Below are 18782 nucleotides of genomic sequence, written 5' to 3'. Positions count from 1 at the left end.
TAAAAACAACTGCGGAAACTGCTGGTACAAACTGTGCAAATGGTGGTACAAAAGTTGAAACAGGATTAGATACCAATAGTGATGGAACATTACAAGTTAGTGAAGTTACCGCTACAAACTATGTATGTAACGGAACAAATGGTTCTAACGGAACAGCAGGAAGTAATGGTACTAACGGAAATAACGGTCAAGGCGTGCCAACAGGCGGTACTGCCAACCAGGTTTTAGCTAAAGTAAATGCTACAGATTACAACACACAATGGGTTACACCTGCAAGTGGAGGCGCAAGCGCATCTTTTGAATTATTTGTTTCTAAAACAACCGCTCAAACAACCGCTGTAGGTAATTCGAATAGTTTACCAGAAGTAATTCCTTTTGAATCGGGTAATAATGCCAATGCTGCTTTAACAAGTGGCAATACCTTTGCTAACAATAATATATTTACAGTAGGTACTACTGGAGCAGGTTTGTATTTAATCAATGTGCATTTGACTTCAACTATTACTAATCAAAACATTATGATAGATGTAAATGGTACTGGTAATTCAGGAACAAGTCTTTATGGTGGTGCAACTGTTACTTCTACACCTGCATTACAAACACCGCATCAATTTAGGAGCGAAACAACTCATTTAGTATGGTTAGCAGCGGGCACAACTTTACAAGTGAGAGCAGCATCTGCAAGCGCTGCTGCGGGAACAGTACTAAATACAGATGGCACTTGTTATTGGAGTATCGCTAAACTAAAATAAAAAATTAAATTTACATAGGAGAGGCAAACTGGTTTTGCCTCTTTTTATATATGGCTATTCATCATAAACATATACTATTTGTTATTCCTTGTTATAATGAGCAGGCAAGTATTGTTGTGTTGTTAAACGAGGTTCTAAACGTTGCTAAAACATTGGCTACTACTTTTACTATTGTAGTGGTAAATGATAATTCTACTGATAATTCATTACTGGTTCTCCTTCCATTTAAAAACATTGTACTTCTCAATTTGCCTGTAAATTTAGGAATTGGTGGTGCGATGCAAACGGGTTTTCAATATGCATTAACCCAAGATTTTGATTTTTTAATACAAGTTGATGGCGATGGGCAACATCCACCTACTGAAATTAATAAATTAGTTCAGGCACAACAAAACAGTAATGCTAATGTGGTTATTGGTTCCCGATTTATAGACAATAAAGGATTTCAATCGAGTTTCTTTCGACGATTGGGTATTCGATATTTACAAAGCGTTTATTATGTCTTAACTCAAAAAGCAATTAAAGATGTTACGTCGGGTTTTCGGTTATATGATAAAAAAACAATTGCTTTAATAGCTGATAAATATCCGGATGAATTTCCTGAACCCGATTCATTAGTCTTGTTTTCTAAATTAAATTTGAAAATAGTAGAAATACCAGTTTTGATGCAGGAAAGAAAAGCCGGAGTTTCTTCTATTCAAAATTTCAAACAATTGTACTATATTGCCAAAGTAAGTTTGAGTATGTTTTTTACTGCAATAAAAAAAGTGTCGGATGGATAAAATTCAGTTATTGGTTATAACGATGAGTATTTTATTTGGGATTATAATTGCCCGATTAATATACAAAAACAAGCTGCGGGAAGAATATGCTTTTTTATGGATTATTGCCGATATAGTATTACTTATTTTTTCTTTTTGGCGAAATGGTTTAGAAATAATAGCAGATTATTTAAATGTTGCCGATCCACCCAATTTACTTTTTACCGCTTTCATCTTTATTATTTTAGTTTATTTATTACACTTATCGGTTGTAAAAACCAAAATGCGAGACGACATTAAGAAAATGGCACAGGAAATTGCTTTTTTAAAAAACAAATTGGATGAAAAAAACAAGTAAATCAGAAGCTGAAATATTAAGTAACTATTTACTGAAAAATTGTTTTGATGCAACAATTCCTGAAAGATATAAATTGTCTTTAGAAAAATTGGCAATAGAAAAAATCAGCAATCCAAAGGAATTATTTATCTGCAACAAAGCCATTCAATCTGCTTTTTTATTACCTTATTTAGATGCCGGGTTTGCCTGGTTGAATTCTGATCATTTGATACGAAAAAAAATGATTGTAATGTTAAGTATCATCGAAACAACGCCACAGTATACATCTAAATTTATGTCTGAAAATGATATAAAATTTCCGTTCATAAAATTGGTTGGTTTAGGAATAAAATCAGTGTTTTATGCTAGCATCGGCGTTTTAATAATTGTACTTTTCAGATGGAAATAGCCGATATCATAATAGTAGGTTCAGGCATTGCAGGTGCAAGTGCAGCATCGGCTTTGTGTAATGCTGGTAAAAATATTGTAATGTTAGATGTCGGTAATACTTCTGAATATAAAAACAATATTATAGCAGATTTTGAAACTATAAGAACACAAAATGCCGACATACAATCGGATTTTTTTTTGGGAAAAGATTTTGAAGCATTGCAATTTTCAAAAAATAAAAACGCACCGCAACTTACACCACAACGGCAATTTATAACTCGATTAACAAAGGAGCTACTTCCTATTCAAAGCAATAATTTCGCACCAGTAGAATCGTTAGCATTAGGCGGTTTGGGCAATGCCTGGGGTTTAGGTGCCTATACTTTTTCTGAAGAAGAATTGAAAAAATGCGGTTTGCCTATAAATGAAATAAAACAATCCTATCAGCATGAAATAAACCGTATTGGTGTTTCTGGAAACACAAAGAGTGATGCAGCTCCTTTTTGCTACAATCAGGAATTTCCAATTCAAAAACCATTAGCATTAAATGAAGTTAGTAAACATTTATTGGAACAATATAATAAACACAAAAAAGGCATTAATAAAAAAGGTGTTTATTTAGGCAATTCATCTTTAGCACTTTTATCTGAAGATAAACCAGAACGAAAAGCATACAATTATAACGATACTGATTTTTATAACAATGTAAATGAAAGCGCTTACCGACCTGATTTTGTAATTAAAAAACTAATTGCAACAAAAAAACTAAACTACATTAATAATTGTTTAGTACAATCTTTTGAAGAACAAAATGAGATTACCATTATAAAAGCAATAGATACAAATACAAAACAAAACGTAGCATTTCGATGCAGAAAACTAATCTTAGCTTGTGGTACTTTAAACACGGCTCGAATAGTTTTAAAATCCTATAATAGCAACGCCAAATTGCCTATACTTTGCAATGCCTATAATTATTTACCAATGCTTTATTTGCCTTATTTAGGTAAAAAAAATAATACTAATCAATTTGGATTGGCACAACTGAATTTGTTTTACGATAAAGTCCAAAACCACAGTGAAGTTGTAATGGCATCGTTGTACAACTATCGTTCTTTACTGCATTTTAGAATGGCTCAACAAATGCCTTTGGGTATCAAAAATAATTTTGAATTATTGCAGCTCATTATTCCATCACTTTTTATTGCAGGTATTTTTTATCCTGCAAATTATAACGACAACAACTTTATTCAGTTAAATAATGATGGTGTTTTGATTTCCAATTATGACTATTCTGAAAATGAACTGCAACATAATAAACAAAGTTTAAAAGCTATAAAATCAGTTTTTAGAAGTTTAAAATGTATGCCGTTGCAAACTGTAAATACGACTGCTGGAGCTAGTATACATTATGCAGGAAGTTTACCTTTTAGCAAAAATCCAGAAAAATTTAAACTGGCTACTAATGGAAAATTGCACGATACTAAAAATATTTTTGTAGCCGATGCATCGGGCTTTACTTTTTTACCAGGAAAAGGATTGTCATTGACTATTATGGCAAATGCACATTTTGTTGCTAATAATTGTCTGCGGGAATTATAATGAAAAAAATAATTGCCATAACAGGAGCCAATGGTTTTATTGGAAAACATTTGATAGCAGTATTGAAAGATAACTTCATTATTCATTCTTATGGAAAATCTATTCCAAAAAATCAAGATGAAAATAGTACCTATTTTACATTCAATCTAAACGATGAAAGTATTCCAGCTTCACTAGAAAAAGCGGATGTTATTATTCATTTAGCACATCAATTTCAAAAAAACGAAAATGATATTGATTGCAACTTTAATTTCAGCGGGAAACTTTCAAAATTACAAAACAAACGAATTATTTTTATTTCAAGTTTTGCCGCATCTCCGCCTGTAACACAAAGTTGGTATGGATTATCAAAATCAAAACAAGAAAACCTTTTTAAAAACCAAGTTGTTTTGCGTCCGGGATTAGTTATTGGAAATGGTGGCCTTTTTAAAAATAGTATAGACAAGATAAAGCATTCGCCTTTTATTCCTTTGGTTGAAAATGGAAATCAAAACATTCAATATATTGGGATAAACGATTTGGTTAAAGCCATTCAGTATTTTATCTCAAATAACGAAACAGGCATTTATAACATTGCGCATCCTGAAGGAATAACATTTAGAGCATTTGTGAAATTTGTAGCCAATAAAAAAGTATATTTTATAAAAACACCATTGATTATTTTAAAAATAATGGCAAACTATTTTCCTTTTTTGGGTATTTCTAAAGATAATTTAATTGGTTTGCAAACAAATAAATTCGCAGAAACTTCAATGGAATTTGATTTGTTTGAAAGAAAATGGAAATCTCTTGACGAACTGATTTAATTTTTGCTCAAAACATAATTTCCTAAAATCAAAAAATCGATATCCGCACTTAAAAAAGATTCAATAGCATCAGTTGGTGAACTCACAATTGGCTCTCCTTTAATATTGAAAGAAGTATTGACAACTATAGGAAAACCGTTTAGCTTTTTCAATTCGCACAATAAATTATAAATTTTAGGATTTTCTTGTTCGTTAACTGTTTGAATTCTACACGTTCCGTCAATATGGGTAATTGAAGGCAATTTTTCTGTGTAGTTTTCTTTCACATTATAAACCAAAAGCATATATGGATTGGGATAATCAAAATCGAAATAAGTACCGCAATCTTCTTGAGTAACCATTGCAGCAAATGGACGGAAAGATTCTCTAAACTTCACTCTTTCATTCAAAATATCTTTCATTTTTGGATGCGTTGGATTGGCTAAAATACTTCTGTTGCCCAAAGCTCTTGGACCAAATTCATCTTTTCCCTGAAACCAGGCAACAATTTTATTAGTATTAATTGCTGTTGCAGCAAATTGGGTCAACGCTATATCTTCTAGTTTTTTATACTTCAATTTGAAAAAACATATAGTATCTTCAATTGATTGATCACTATATCCAATTCCTAAAAAAGCGGTTTGCATAGGTTGAATTCGAGGTTGTTTTAGCTTGATATGATGTACATACAAAGCAGCACCTAAAGCCGTTCCTGAATCTCCGGCTGCGGGTTGAATATAAATATTTTTAAACAAACCCGATTTTGCAATAATGCCATTGCTTACACTATTTAAAGCAACTCCACCGGCAAGACACAAATTTTCGGAATTTGTTTTTTGTTTCAGATATGTAACCAAATGCAAAACAATATCTTCAACTACTCTTTGTGCTGCTGCAGCCAAATTCAATTCGTGTTCTGACCAATTTTCTGCAATCCTTTTAGAAGTACCAAATAAGTCATTAAACTTTTGAGTAACTCCGGATTTTCGGGTATAGTGATACGAGAAATAGGACATATCAAAACTATATTTTCCATTTGGTAATAATGTAATTACATTTTTTAGTTTAAAATAGGCTTCACTTTCTTTATTTCCATAAGATGCCAATCCCATTAATTTTCCTGGGCCTTCAATCAGTTTAAATCCCAAATGAATAGCAATCGCCTGATAAAATGCACCTACAGAATAAGGCGTATTTATCGTGTGCAATTTCTTTATAGTAGCACCTTTTCCTTCCGCTAACATAGTTGTTGCCCATTCGCCAGCACCATCAATAGTTAAAATGGCTGCATTGGTAAAATTAGACGGGTAATAAGCACTTGCGGCATGACAAAGATGATGATTGACATAATGAAATTTAAAACTACTTGTTGGCAAATTATATAGTGTTCTTATTTTTTTTGGTAATAAAAACATTTGCTTGAGGTAGTTAATCATGCCTAAATTTTCTTCTATAGAAAAGTCTTTTTGCTCCTTTAGTAACGATGGAACTTTATTCCAAAACTTTAAAAAATAAACAGGAATATTCAAAATGGATAGTTTCGGATTCCAAAAAAAAGCAATGTGTTTAATATCGTTACTACTTGTATTTGTGTTTTCTAAACAAGCATTTAGTGCCAATTTTGGAAAACTGCCATCATGTTTTTTTCTGCTCAACCGTTCTTCTTCAATAGCAAAAACAATTTCATTCTTATCGATTAAAGCAACAGCAGAATCGTGTCCAAAGCAATTAAAACCCAATATTTTCATTTACTTTTTACTATTAATTGAGGCAAATTCAAAATTCTTTTTCAAAATTTCGTTAGTAGGATCAATCGCTAAACCTTTTTGTGCTGCATCTTTCGCCTTATTCCATTCCTTCAATTCAATGTAGGCTTTACTCATATTAGCATAAGGTAAAGCGTATGAAGGATTTATTTTCAAAGCTTTTTCACAACTTTCAATACATTTTTTGTAATCACCAGCTTTTCCATATGCTACACTTAAACTTAAATAATCTTCAGCAGTTAGCGCTTCACTGTCATTTGTATTTACAGGTTGAGTTGCAATTTGCCTCTGAATTTCTTCTTTCAACTCATTAAGCATTTTATGTTTTGGACTAATGCTAAGACCTTTGTCTGTTAATTCTTCGGCTTTGGCAAAATTATTCATCAAACCATAATAAATAGCATATTGCACGTATATTTCAGGAATTGTTGTGTCCAAAGAAATAGCTTTATCTAACAAACTGGGTATCAAATTTAATTTTTTTGTTTGTAAATAAGCCGCAGCAAGATTTATATAAGCATTTGGATATTTGGGAGAAATTAAAATTACTTCTTTAAAGTAGTATTCTGCTTCGTCATATTTTTTATCATCAAAAAGAGCTAACGCATAATTCATTTTTGCCCTGTAATTATCAGGTGCTTTTAGCATCGCATCTTTCCAAAGACTTTCTTCGGTTTTCCATACTTTATTTCTGGCATGTGTGCCAAATCCGTTTAAAATTAAAACTACAGCTGCTAAAACTGTAAATGAATATTTAACTGTTTTAGAATTAAATATAGTATAATTTTCTAACAAATATCCTACTGCTGAAATAACCGCAATAAACAATCCAATGTAAGGAAAAAAAGTTCGATGTCCATTAACCACTTCTGCAAGCGGAATTAAACTAGTAGGCAACAATGCAATTAAAAACCATAATAATCCAAAAGTAACACCTCGAAGCTTTTTGTTTTTGGAGCTCCAAAAAGTAAAGAAACCATAAACAATCAAAAATAATGATCCAATCCAAATTCTGTAATCCGAAAAACTTTTTACTTCCTTCCAACCATAATCAATATTCAAATTAACTGGCAGAAAAAACTGTTGGAAATAATGCAACATTACATAAGGTTGTGTAAGGACATAGTCTAATCCTGATTTTGATCCACCAACCCAATGTGCAGGAGTTAAAAGCCGGGAAACAACTACTAATAATGCCGTTAATAATATTGGAACAAAAGATTTGGATAAAATATTTTTAACTGTTTTTTCATTAAAACTAAACCATTCGGGAATTGATTTCTTTTGCTCAAAAAGCAGTTGATAACACCACAATAAAGGTAAAAAAATAACGACTGGTTCTTTTACAAAAAAGCCGATGATTATTGGCAAATAATAGAAGTAGTATTTCAGTTTAATTGGAAAATAACCATAAATCACGAAAGCCAGCACTATTGTCATTGTAGAAAAAGAATCCGATCGGGCAATTATATAATTTATAGTTTCGGCATTGGTGGTATGCAACAAAAACCATGCAGCGCCAAAAATAGCTAACCAAAAACTAGTTTTAGTATTAGTTACCAATTGTTCCAGAATTAGTTTAAAAAATAAAAAACACAAAAGCCCAGTAAATAAAAAGGTAATAAAAATAGTACGATGAAAATAAAAAGGTTCCATTTTATCGTTTGCCAACCAATAATCTATCGTATTTAAAGTTGTTAATCCAGGTCTATAGGCTTGCATAACCGGACTCGTACTTGTAGTAGTGGCATCTTTAAAAAAAGTCGGAATGTTTTTTAAAGAAGTGATATTGGTATTACTCACAATAGTGTGACTATCATCATAATGAAAAGCATTTTCAAAATGATTTTGATAGGTAAAAAATGTTATAATCGCAATCAGTAACAACAATCCAATTTGATTGGTTTTATTCATGTTTTGTTTTGTTTGATACAAATATAGGTTTTCATTCTAAATATAAAATATGAAATTAGCGGCCGTTTCTCGGGCTCTACTTATATTGAACTATTGTCACGATTTTTTGTTGCAGAATCGTGGCACATCACTTTTGGACTTGATACCTTTATTACACAAAAAGTTAAGGTGGTTTTAAAAACCATTTACTATAAACTTTTATAGCTGCGATGTTTGAACCGCTTTTATCAATATTTACTGCTTTAGGGCTGCCATTGCTATTGATTGCTTTGATTAGAAAGGCTGAGCACTCATTCGCTGCCTGCTCTGGTTAAAAGAAAATCAAGCGTATTTCCAGACTTATCAACTGCTCTATACAAATAATACCAAATTCCTTTTACTTTTATATAGGTTTCATCCATTCGCCAGCTAGATCCTCTTTTTCATCTGCAATTCAATTACAGTGGCAAATTTAAATACCCAACGTTGAATCGTAGCATGATCAACTTGTATTCCACGCATTTTCATGATTTCTTCAACATACCTATAACTCAATGTAAATCTTAATTTGAAATAAACCGCCTGAAGAATAATAGCTTTGGGACAACAATGACTTTTGTATTCATTTAATATTTTTTGAATCTCTAAAGATAATAACTTGCAGAGATGTGACAAAACCATTGATGATAGAGAGATATTTGAGGAATCGCTAATCTCTTTAAATTTTGATGTAATCTATCAGTTTCATATTTAAGGATAAAATTTAACTATAAAAACTATAAATTAGAGGTAACAAAAATGTAACTCACTCGTTTTAGAGAAAATCATCATCAAAAATTAATCTTATGAAAAATTTCCTTCTCACGGCAGTAGTTTTTGTTTTTGCAGCTTCCTTTGCACAAAAACAAAATAATACATATCAATTTTCAGTTGATTTAACTAAAGTTGAAAACGATAAATTAAAAGTCGAATTGATTGCTCCAAAAATTTCGAGTCCCGAAATAGTATATCACTTTCCCAAAATTATTCCAGGCATTTATGAAGACTTTAATTATGGCCGTTATATCTCAAATTTTAAGGCTTTTGATAAAAACGGAATAGCTTTAGCTGTTGAAAAAACAGATCTGAATTCGTATAAAATAGAAAACGCAAAAAAGCTGCACCATATCGTTTACTGGGTAGACGATTCATGGGATTCTCCGGAAGTTGCCGGAGACTTTATCCTTGAACCTGCGGGAACAGATTTTGAAGAGAGCAAGGTTTTTGTGCTCAATAATCATTGTCTTTTTGGCTATTTCGACGCAATGAAGAATACTTTATATCAGGTGAAATTTATTAAACCTGAAGGCTTTTACGGGGCCACCTCATTATCTACAAGTGAGTCTACAAAAAGTTATGATCTTTATAAGGTTCCTACTTATTTTGAATTAGTAGATTCACCATTTATGTATAATAAAACCGATACAACGGACTTAGAAATCGGTGGTGCCAAAATAGAAATATCTGTATACTCTCCCAGGAAAAAAGTTAAATCTTCTGAAATTGCCAGTAAATTAAAAGTACTTTTAGAAGCCCAAAAAGAATATCTGGGAGGCAAATTACCAATCAAAAAATATGCTTTTATAATCTATTTGTCCGAAGCTGACGGCCTAATGTCCTATGCAGCGCTGGAACATTCACAATCATCATTCTATTTTATGCCGGAAGCTGCAATAGATGAAATAAGTGAAAATGTTATAAATATTGCATCTCACGAATTTTTTCATATCGTAACCCCTCTGAATATTCATTCGGAAGAAATTGGAAATTTCGATTACAGTACTCCTAAAATGTCAGAGCACTTATGGTTTTATGAAGGATTAACAGAATATGCAACGGGCCATTCCCAGTTAAAATCCAGTCAGATTAATTTTTCTGAATATCTGAAACGCATCCAGGGTGAAATTACGACCTCTAAAAATGTTTACAACGATACCTTATCCTTTACTAAAATGAGTGTCCATGTTCTCGAAAAAGAATATAAAAATCAATATTTAAATGTGTATCAAAAAGGAGCCTTGATTGGGTTATGTCTTGATATTAAGCTCCGTGAATTATCCCACGGAAAATATGGAACTCAAAATCTGGTAGCAGATTTATCGGAACGTTATGGAAAAAACAAACCATTTAAAGATGCTGAGTTTTTTGATGCCATAACAACGATTACGGGTTTCCCTGAGATAAGGGACTTTTTTGCCAAGTACGTTGAAGGAACATCTCCTTTACCCCTTAGTAAAACTTTAGAAAGTATTGGCGTAAAATATGAAACACCGGAAAGAACAAAAAATATTGGGTTGGGATTCTTAACTTCAAATTTGAATATGGATCAAAATACCAAACGTCTTTTCCTGATGAATGATAATGGAATTAATGCTTTTGGAAAACAATTAGGACTTAAAGCTAAAGATGAATTAGTTTCCATCAACGGCCTGAATTTATTGTATGAAAATTTAAAAAAATCCAGACAAACATTTTTACAAAACACGAAAGAAGGTGATCTGGTCACATTAATCGTCATGAGAAAAGATAGTAATGATAATTTTACTGAAGTTAAACTTTCTTCGAATGCATTTGCCGTAGAAGATCCTCAAAAATATCTTCTTACTGAAATTGAAAACCCGACTGTTGCGCAAAAACAACTGCGGGACTGGTGGATGAAAAAAAATTGAAAAGAAAAATAAAGAGTCTTACCAAACTTTACCGATATAACAAATCTGCGCAAAATTCCTAATGCCGTATTTCAACTGCCTAAAAATCCAAAGCCTAAAACAATCAGCAGCAATTGTATTGATGCCCTTAAGATTACAACGGACATATGAACCTGTACCTAGTTTAGAAGACCGATAACTCAATGTAAATCCAAGTTTAAAATAAACAGCTTGAAGTGTAACAGATTTCGGATAACAATGACCTTGGGTATTCATGAACGATGTAATTTTAAAAATCCAAAGATAAGTCTTAATAATAGATGCAACAGAACCCAAAAAAGTATCTTAAACATTTCTTATCAACACTTAAAATAGTAAACTAAATTATGCATTAATTAGAGATTTAATTTCTTTATAAATTTCAATTTTACCGATAACATCAAAATCCAAAGTATAATTAATAGTGAATTCATAATTTTCATCCATCAACATTATCATCTCAGCCTGATAAATCGAATTACCCAAATTCAACTTTGAATTTTTGGATAAAATAAGATAATATGGTAATGCACTTTGGGATAACTCATTATTGATCAGCAGATCAAATCCTTCTTTTCTGGTTTCTTCAACAAAACAAGAACCGGGAAAGTTATGTTGATTTTTATCTATAAAATTCTTAAATAATTCAAGATATGATCGGTTAAAAGAAATTGCTTGTAAATTTAAATTGCTAAACGTATTAAGTTTAAACCATTTAATATTTACAATTAATTTTTTAGAATCTAAATTGTATTTAAAATATGCCAGCTGCGTATTTATAGTATACATGGATAATATTTCTAATTAAATTATTACAAGACAGTTTATTGACAATGCTCTACAATTGGGCATGTAATCCTATTAACAGCTGATAAATAAAAAAAAGGTGTTTTTTTTAACAGTTGCATTTATGCAATGGCTAATTTAGTATGAATTGGAGTAAAAGAAACAATCAAATTTAACATTTAGAACCATTCTAGTCAGTAGGAAAAAACTTCTAGTGACACCCTTATTTGGCCTTTGTTTTTAAATAGCCTTTTTATCTTTCTACAAGTAAAACTTAAAAGTACTTTTTGCGTAAGACTTACTATTTATAACATTTATAAACAACCACTTACCTCAAAATATCATAAGAACATTAGTTATCTTTGAATTGTGAAAAAATATTTATCCATATTATTTTTATCGGTCTACCTGCTGTCTGTGACGCAATTGGTTGAACTCATAAAACTGCCTCTAATGGTAGAACATTATGTGGAACATAAAGAACAAAATCCAGGCTTAACAATTCTTGAGTTTTTATGCATTCATTATCAGGGACCAGATGTGTATGATGATGATTATGATAAGGATATGAAATTACCTTTTAAATCGCATACCAATATCAGTTCTGTTGTATTTTATCCTTTAATACAAGAATACAAAACAATACAAAAAGTGAATTTTACGTATAAAAAACAAAATTTATATACGTATTTTTTCTCCTATTCATCTATTTCCCTTTTCTCTATCTGGCAGCCGCCCAGAAACTGTTAATCGTTTTTTATTAGCTTAAAACTTGCACGTCTAATGGCGCGTGTTTTTGCTATTCCTTATTTTTTTTATAACGACGATTAACAAAACAAACTTATGCTTACTAAAATAATTGAGTTTTCCGTGAGGAATAAACTCATCGTAGGGCTTTTTATAATTGCCCTTATTGGCTATGGCTCATACCAGGCTACTCGCCTGCCCATTGATGCTGTTCCGGATATCACAAACAATCAGGTACAAATTATAACCATAGCTCCTTCATTTGGCGCGACTGATATTGAGCGCTTGGTCACTTTTCCTATAGAACAGGCCAATAGTAATATCTCGGGAATGAAAGAGATTCGCAGTTTTTCCAGATTTGGACTCTCTCTGGTTACTATCGTTTTTGATGATGATGTTGATGTGTATTGGGCAAGACAACAAGTTGCTGAACGGTTGCAGCAAGTACAAAATGAGATTCCTAAAGGTATTGGCACACCTACATTGGGCCCAATATCTACAGGCCTTGGCGAAATTTACCAATATGTGGTGAAACCCAAAAAAGGATATGAACAAAAATTCAATGTAACGGACTTAAGAACGATTCAGGACTGGATTGTCAGACGACAACTTCTGGGTGTTAAAGGAGTGGCTGAAGTGAGCAGTTTTGGCGGTAAACTCAAGCAATATGAAATCAGCATTAGTCCTGATAAACTAAATGCTTACGGAATAACCATTAATGACGTCTTTGCGGCGGTTCAGGACAACAATCAAAATACAGGTGGTTCCTATATAGAAAAAGGACCAACTGTGCTTTATATTCGTAGTGAAGGCCTTATTGGGAATATTGCCGATATAGAGAATATCGCCATTGCCAATAAAAATAGCGACAGCCCTTTGTTTATAAGAGATGTCGCTCAGGTAAAAACAGGTTTTGCAACACGTTACGGTGCAATGTGCTATAATGATGAAGGTGAAGTTTCAGGAGCGATAGTTATGATGCTTAAAGGCGCTAACAGTAGCGAGGTTATTAAAAATGTAAAGGAAAAAATTGCCCAAATACAAAAAACACTTCCTGAAGGCGTCGAAATTGAACCTTTTCTGGATCGGACAAAAATGGTCAATAATGCCATTGGTACAGTGGAGAAAAACTTACTCGAAGGAGCATTGATTGTGGTGTTTGTTTTGGTACTGTTTCTGGGGAATTTCAGGGCAGGTTTACTCGTTGCATCGGTAATTCCCCTGGCCATGCTGTTTGCTATTTGCATGATGAATCTCTTTGGGGTAAGCGGGAATTTAATGAGTCTTGGAGCGCTCGATTTTGGATTAATTGTAGACGGCGCAGTCATAATTGTAGAAGCCATTATGCATCAGCTCTCCAGTAATAAGGCCTATAAGGAACATGCTTCTCTTACTGCTGATCAAATGGATAAAACCGTTACCAGCTCGGCCAGCAAAATGATGAACAGTGCTGTATTTGGCCAAATCATCATATTGATTGTTTATCTGCCCATTTTTACCCTGCAGGGTATCGAAGGTAAAATGTTTAAACCTATGGCACAAACAGTTGCTTTTGCTTTGCTGGGCGCTTTTATTTTGTCTCTGACCTATATTCCGATGATGAGCGCTTTTTTTCTAAGCAAAAAAACAAAACACAAAGAAAATCTATCAGACCGGGTAATGAAACGCCTTGAAAACAGCTATCAAAATACACTAAAAAGGATCCTTCGTTTTCCTAAAGCCGTATTAGGTTCCGTCTTACTGCTTTTTGTATTGGCTGTTATAACACTTACCACTTTGGGAGGCGAATTTATACCCGCTTTGGAAGAAGGCGATTTTGCAGTAGACACACGAGTGCTTACAGGCAGTAACTTAAATACCACTATAGAGAGTACCCAGAAAGCGGCACATATACTCAAAAGCCAATTTCCGGAAGTATTAAAAGTAGTGACCAAAATAGGCAGCGGGGAAGTTCCTACAGATCCAATGCCGATGGAAGCCAGTGATATGATGGTGATTTTAAAAGATAAAAAAGAGTGGACATCGGCTAAAACTTTTAATGAATTATCAGCTAAGATGAGCAAAGCCCTGGAAGATGTTCCCGGAATTACGACTGGATTTCAATTCCCGGTACAAATGCGTTTTAACGAACTCATGACAGGAGCACGACAAGATGTTGTGCTCAAAATATTTGGAGAAAACCTCGATACGTTAGCGGTGACGGCAAACAAACTAGGCAAAATTATTAGCAAGGTAGACGGAACTGCCAATTTATTCATAGAACCCGTTGCCGGTATGCCACAAGTAATTATATCGTATAACCGGCCTGCAATTGCCCAACATCATTTATCAATAGCCGATATTAACAAAGTAATCAATACCGCTTTTGCAGGACAAAGTACCGGCTTAGTATTTGAAGAGGAGAAAAGGTTTGATCTGGTGGTACGCCTGAAGGCCAATGAAAGAAAAGATATCCAGGACATTCGAAATCTGCTCATCCCCTCACCAAACGCAAGTCAGATTCCTTTATCACAACTCGCCATGATAGAAATTAAAAATGGGCCAAACCAAATACAGCGTGAGGACACAAAACGCAGGATTGTTGTAGGGTTTAACGTAAAAGGCAGAGATGTACAAAGTATCGTAAATGAATTACAAGCCAAAGTAGACAAGGAACTAAAACTGCCTGCAGGTTATTATGTCACTTATGGCGGTGCATTCGAGAATTTAAATCAGGCAAAAGACCGTCTTATGATTGCAGTTCCTGTTTCGCTGGTACTTATTTTTATTTTACTCTTTTTTGCGTTCAATTCAGTCAAACACGGGTTGCTTATTTATACGGCAATTCCACTATCGGCAATTGGAGGAATATTCTTTTTGGCCTTGCGTGGTATGCCTTTTAGCATTAGTGCCGGTGTCGGTTTTATTGCTTTGTTTGGAGTAGCCGTTTTAAACGGAATTGTATTGATCGCTGAATTTAACCGACTTAAAAATAACGGAATGAAAAATCTCGTCCAAATTGTTTTAACAGGAACAAAATCAAGACTTCGTCCTGTATTAATGACCGCTTTTGTAGCTTCTTTGGGCTTTTTGCCAATGGCTTTAAGTAACGGTGCAGGTGCCGAGGTACAACGCCCTCTGGCAACAGTCGTAATAGGTGGATTGCTTGTCGCTACCTTTCTAACTTTATTTGTATTACCCCTGCTCTATATCTTATTTGAAAAAGGTTTTAAAGTAAAAAGTTTAACTCAAAAAGCATCATTTGCATTGTTTTTCTTTTCTGTTTTTTCAGCTGCAAATGCACAGGAAAAAATAAGCATTGAAACGGCATTAAAAATGGCAACAGAGAAAAACAATAGTATAAAAAACGAAAAGCTTAGAACAGCTTACACGCAAGCGCTCATTAAATCAGGAGCTGATATTCCCAAAACAAACGTTTTTGCTGAAACCGGACAAATAAACAGCGTTTATGATGATACCCGATTTGGTATTTCGCAGACTATTGCCTTTCCTACGATATATAAAAAACAAAAACAGCTGTTATCTGAACAGTGGAAAACTTCGGCATTAAACACTTCATTAAAAGAGCAGGAAATTAAAAAGGCCGTAACACAAGTTTTTTATACCTTTCTATATTATAAAGAAAAAGAAAAACTTCTGCAACAAGCCGATACCCTTTTCAATGATTTTTATTCGAAAGCAAACCTTCGATTGCAAAAAGGAGAAAGCAATATTCTGGAAAAAACCACCGCCGAAAACCAACGCGCTGCCATTTCTGTACAATTGATGCAGCTACATCAAGAGATGCAGACCACATTATTAGAGCTTCAGGTGCTTTTGAATTCAGAAATTCCTCTTGTTCCATTAGAAAAAAACTATAAATATCCTCTTGTTACCATGAATAATGGAATTGAGAATAATATCCTTTTAAAACTGTCGCAGCAGCAAAAAAATAATGCTGCCGCACAAACGCAATTAGAAAAATCAAAATACCTGCCGGATCTCACTATTGGCTACTTTAACAATAGTTTTAAAGGCATTGGACCTGATAATAATTATTATAACGGAAGTAATCGCTTTAGTTCAGTACAGGCCGGATTAGGAATCCCCATTTTTGCAGGAAGCCAGAGTGCCAAAATACAGGCATCTAAGGTAGGAGAAAGCATTGCCGAAAACGAATACGAAATGCAGTTAAACTTTTTGCAGAGCCGCTATAAACAATTGATGTCTGCCTATAAAAGCAATACCGGGATAACGCAATATTTTGAAGATTCAGGCTTAAAAAATGCTACGCTGATTAAAGAAACAGCCAATAAACAATTTAGTAACGGTGAAATTAATTTCTTAGATTTTGTAATGGTAATCAATCAGGCCATTAGCATACAAAGCAATTATTTAGAAGCTGTAAGGGCTCTAAACCAGAGCAGTATCGAACTTAACTTTATCACTTCAAATTAACAATTAAATGAAAAATATATCCTTGTTTATAAGTATGCTTTTTATACTAAATGCATGCAAAAACACGACCCCGGAGCAGGAAGCAACAGAAAAAACTGCGAACGAAAATAGTGTAGTACTTACTGATGCGCAATTCAAAAATGCAGGTATCGCAACTGCCCAATTAACGGAGAAAAATATTGCTACCGTTATAAAACTGAATGGAAAAATAGATGTACCGCCACAAAATTTAGTGTCTGTAAATGCTCCTCTTGGAGGATATTTGATAAACAGTAAACTCTTACCCGGAATGCAGGTAAAAAAAGGTGAAGTCATTGCTACTTTGCAAGATCAGCAATACGTTCAGTTACAGCAGGATTATCTGATGGCAAAATCCAAACTGCATTTTGCAGAATTAGAATTCACACGCCAAAAAGATCTTAATGAGTCTAAAGCCAGCAGTGATAAAGTAACACAACTGGCAGAATCTGAAGCAAGCAGTCTTCGTATAACGGTAAATGCCTTATCAGAAAAACTCAAACTCATTAACATCAATCCGAATAATCTGTCAGCCAATAAAATTTCTAAAAGCATCCGCATTTTAAGTACTATAACAGGTTTTGTTAGCAAGGTCAACATTAATATAGGCAAATATATCGCTCCGGGTGAAGTAATGTTTGAACTTATAGACCCCAGCGACATTCACCTAAACCTTAGTGTTTATGATACCAATATTGCACAACTTGCCATAGGACAAAAGGTAATTGCATACAGTAATGCGGCCCCCAATAAAAAGTACGAATGTAAAATTATCTTAATCAACAAAGACATCAACTCTAACGGTAATACAGAGGTACATTGCCATTTTGTAAAATATGACAAATACCTTTTACCAGGTATGTACATGAATGCCGAAATAGAAACAACATCCGGCTTAGCCAATGCATTGCCTGAATTAAGTATTGTGACCTTTGAGGGTAAAGACTATGTTTTTACAGAAACGGGAAAGCAACAATATGAAATGAAAGAAGTTACCATGGGAGCCAAAGAAAACGGCTATTTGGAGATTTTAAACCCTGAAAAGTTCAAAAATAAAAAAATTGTTACCAATGGAGCTTACACCCTACTTATGAAAATGAAAAATAAAGAGGAATAAAAATTAATAATTTAAAACAAAACATTATGAACGGAGCACATTATCACTTAGTATTGAACCACTTGCCTATTATCATACCCGTTGTAGGTTTATTGGTACTCATTGGCGGATTTATAGTAAAATCTGAAATTGTAAAAAGAACGGCTTACTGTATTTTTATACTGGGAGCAATAACAGCATTTGGAGCTATAGCAACAGGCGATGGCGCAGAGGACGTGGTAAAACATATAAATGGAATCTCTAAAGACTTAATCCATGAACATGAAGAAAAAGCAGAGGTATTTGCTTTATTATCTTATATTTTGGGCATAGGTTCGATAGTTGCTTTATGGAGCAATTGGAAAAAGAAATCGTATGCTAATTATATTGCTTTAGCAATAATGGTGTACTGTCTGGCAGTTTTATACTTTGGTCAGCAAACAGGCACTACAGGGGGAGAAATCAGACATTCTGAAATCAGGTAATAAACTTTGATCCTTTCATTAAAACAGCTGTTTAAAACAGTTATAATCCACAGTGGTCTCAAAAATTTCTGCTGTGGATATCGTTAATGAAAATAACTTTAAAAAGTTTCATTGAAACACTAACCAAAATTTGTATTCTAAAATTTAGAATCATTCTACAGATTTTAATCCATTCTTTTACAATAGGTTGATGTAATTTTA

General features: G+C 33.4%; 13 protein-coding genes and 1 pseudogene. 11 read left to right on the top strand and 3 right to left on the bottom strand.

All coding sequences use genetic code 11. The annotated features are described in order from the left end of the window. The 6 genes and pseudogenes from ABI657_RS16145 to ABI657_RS16120 all read left to right on the top strand — a co-directional run. Positions 1-752, top strand: a pseudogene (locus ABI657_RS16145) (hypothetical protein); the annotation flags it as partial. Between the two features lie 50 nt (positions 753-802). Beyond that, complete coding sequence (locus tag ABI657_RS16140) at positions 803-1534, top strand: glycosyltransferase family 2 protein (protein WP_348098300.1); 732 nt, start codon at positions 803-805, stop codon at positions 1532-1534. Beyond that, a complete protein-coding gene (locus tag ABI657_RS16135) occupies positions 1527-1871 on the top strand; it encodes a DUF2304 domain-containing protein (protein ID WP_348098299.1) in 345 nt (114 codons plus the stop codon). Before ABI657_RS16140 ends, ABI657_RS16135 begins: the two co-directional genes overlap by 8 nt. After that, a complete protein-coding gene (locus tag ABI657_RS16130) occupies positions 1855-2259 on the top strand; it encodes a hypothetical protein (protein WP_348098298.1) in 405 nt (134 codons plus the stop codon). Before ABI657_RS16135 ends, ABI657_RS16130 begins: the two co-directional genes overlap by 17 nt. Beyond that, positions 2250-3842, top strand: coding sequence for a GMC oxidoreductase (locus ABI657_RS16125; protein ID WP_348098297.1), 1593 nt, complete (start codon positions 2250-2252; stop codon positions 3840-3842). Before ABI657_RS16130 ends, ABI657_RS16125 begins: the two co-directional genes overlap by 10 nt. Next, positions 3842-4648 carry an NAD-dependent epimerase/dehydratase family protein gene (locus ABI657_RS16120; protein WP_348098296.1) on the top strand — a complete coding sequence of 269 codons (807 nt, stop codon included), beginning with the start codon at positions 3842-3844 and terminating at the stop codon, positions 4646-4648. Before ABI657_RS16125 ends, ABI657_RS16120 begins: the two co-directional genes overlap by 1 nt. On the opposite strand, the gene ABI657_RS16115 is transcribed toward ABI657_RS16120, so the two are convergent. Continuing rightward, entirely contained in the window at positions 4645-6375 is a 1731-nt protein-coding gene (locus ABI657_RS16115; RefSeq protein WP_348098295.1) for a carbamoyltransferase N-terminal domain-containing protein, read from the bottom strand. The genes ABI657_RS16120 and ABI657_RS16115 overlap by 4 nt on opposite strands. Next, positions 6376-8307, bottom strand: coding sequence for a tetratricopeptide repeat protein (locus ABI657_RS16110; RefSeq protein WP_348098294.1), 1932 nt, complete (start codon positions 8305-8307; stop codon positions 6376-6378). Positions 8308-9131: 824 nt separating this feature from the next. Here ABI657_RS16110 and ABI657_RS16105 point away from each other — a divergent pair. Next, positions 9132-10994: a peptidase M61 gene (locus tag ABI657_RS16105; protein ID WP_348098293.1), complete on the top strand. Its 1863-nt coding sequence runs from the start codon at positions 9132-9134 to the stop codon at positions 10992-10994. Positions 10995-11357: 363 nt separating this feature from the next. On the opposite strand, the gene ABI657_RS16100 is transcribed toward ABI657_RS16105, so the two are convergent. Then, a complete protein-coding gene (locus tag ABI657_RS16100; protein WP_348098292.1) occupies positions 11358-11801 on the bottom strand; it encodes a hypothetical protein in 444 nt (147 codons plus the stop codon). 450 nt (positions 11802-12251) lie between these two features. Here ABI657_RS16100 and ABI657_RS16095 point away from each other — a divergent pair, with 450 nt between their 5' ends. The 4 genes from ABI657_RS16095 (at position 12252) to ABI657_RS16080 (ending at position 18581) form a co-directional block, all read left to right on the top strand. After that, positions 12252-12548, top strand: coding sequence for a hypothetical protein (locus tag ABI657_RS16095; protein ID WP_348098291.1), 297 nt, complete (start codon positions 12252-12254; stop codon positions 12546-12548). A 93-nt stretch (positions 12549-12641) separates the two neighbouring features. Beyond that, positions 12642-16982: a CusA/CzcA family heavy metal efflux RND transporter gene (locus ABI657_RS16090; protein ID WP_348098290.1), complete on the top strand. Its 4341-nt coding sequence runs from the start codon at positions 12642-12644 to the stop codon at positions 16980-16982. Between the two features lie 7 nt (positions 16983-16989). Next, positions 16990-18117: an efflux RND transporter periplasmic adaptor subunit gene (locus ABI657_RS16085; RefSeq protein ID WP_348098289.1), complete on the top strand. Its 1128-nt coding sequence runs from the start codon at positions 16990-16992 to the stop codon at positions 18115-18117. Positions 18118-18143: 26 nt separating this feature from the next. Continuing rightward, a complete protein-coding gene (locus tag ABI657_RS16080) occupies positions 18144-18581 on the top strand; it encodes a hypothetical protein (RefSeq protein ID WP_348098288.1) in 438 nt (145 codons plus the stop codon). Positions 18582-18782: the final 201 nt, after the last annotated feature.

The sequence above is a fragment of the Flavobacterium sp. genome, from assembly GCF_039930565.1.
GTDB lineage: Bacteria > Bacteroidota > Bacteroidia > Flavobacteriales > Flavobacteriaceae > Flavobacterium.
The sequence above is the reverse complement of the archived record's forward strand: the minus strand, read 5'-3'. Positions and strand labels throughout refer to the sequence as shown.

What these genes read in the sequence shown, in the direction of transcription:
- ABI657_RS16140 (WP_348098300.1), top strand. Translation starts at nt 803, where the DNA reads ATGGCTATTCATCATAAACATATACTATTTGTTATTCCTTGTTATAAT.
- ABI657_RS16135 (WP_348098299.1), top strand. Translation starts at nt 1,527, where the DNA reads ATGGATAAAATTCAGTTATTGGTTATAACGATGAGTATTTTATTTGGG.
- ABI657_RS16130 (WP_348098298.1), top strand. Translation starts at nt 1,855, where the DNA reads ATGAAAAAAACAAGTAAATCAGAAGCTGAAATATTAAGTAACTATTTA.
- ABI657_RS16125 (WP_348098297.1), top strand. Translation starts at nt 2,250, where the DNA reads ATGGAAATAGCCGATATCATAATAGTAGGTTCAGGCATTGCAGGTGCA.
- ABI657_RS16120 (WP_348098296.1), top strand. Translation starts at nt 3,842, where the DNA reads ATGAAAAAAATAATTGCCATAACAGGAGCCAATGGTTTTATTGGAAAA.
- ABI657_RS16115 (WP_348098295.1), bottom strand. Translation starts at nt 6,375, where the DNA reads ATGAAAATATTGGGTTTTAATTGCTTTGGACACGATTCTGCTGTTGCT.
- ABI657_RS16110 (WP_348098294.1), bottom strand. Translation starts at nt 8,307, where the DNA reads ATGAATAAAACCAATCAAATTGGATTGTTGTTACTGATTGCGATTATA.
- ABI657_RS16105 (WP_348098293.1), top strand. Translation starts at nt 9,132, where the DNA reads ATGAAAAATTTCCTTCTCACGGCAGTAGTTTTTGTTTTTGCAGCTTCC.
- ABI657_RS16100 (WP_348098292.1), bottom strand. Translation starts at nt 11,801, where the DNA reads ATGTATACTATAAATACGCAGCTGGCATATTTTAAATACAATTTAGAT.
- ABI657_RS16095 (WP_348098291.1), top strand. Translation starts at nt 12,252, where the DNA reads ATGGTAGAACATTATGTGGAACATAAAGAACAAAATCCAGGCTTAACA.
- ABI657_RS16090 (WP_348098290.1), top strand. Translation starts at nt 12,642, where the DNA reads ATGCTTACTAAAATAATTGAGTTTTCCGTGAGGAATAAACTCATCGTA.
- ABI657_RS16085 (WP_348098289.1), top strand. Translation starts at nt 16,990, where the DNA reads ATGAAAAATATATCCTTGTTTATAAGTATGCTTTTTATACTAAATGCA.
- ABI657_RS16080 (WP_348098288.1), top strand. Translation starts at nt 18,144, where the DNA reads ATGAACGGAGCACATTATCACTTAGTATTGAACCACTTGCCTATTATC.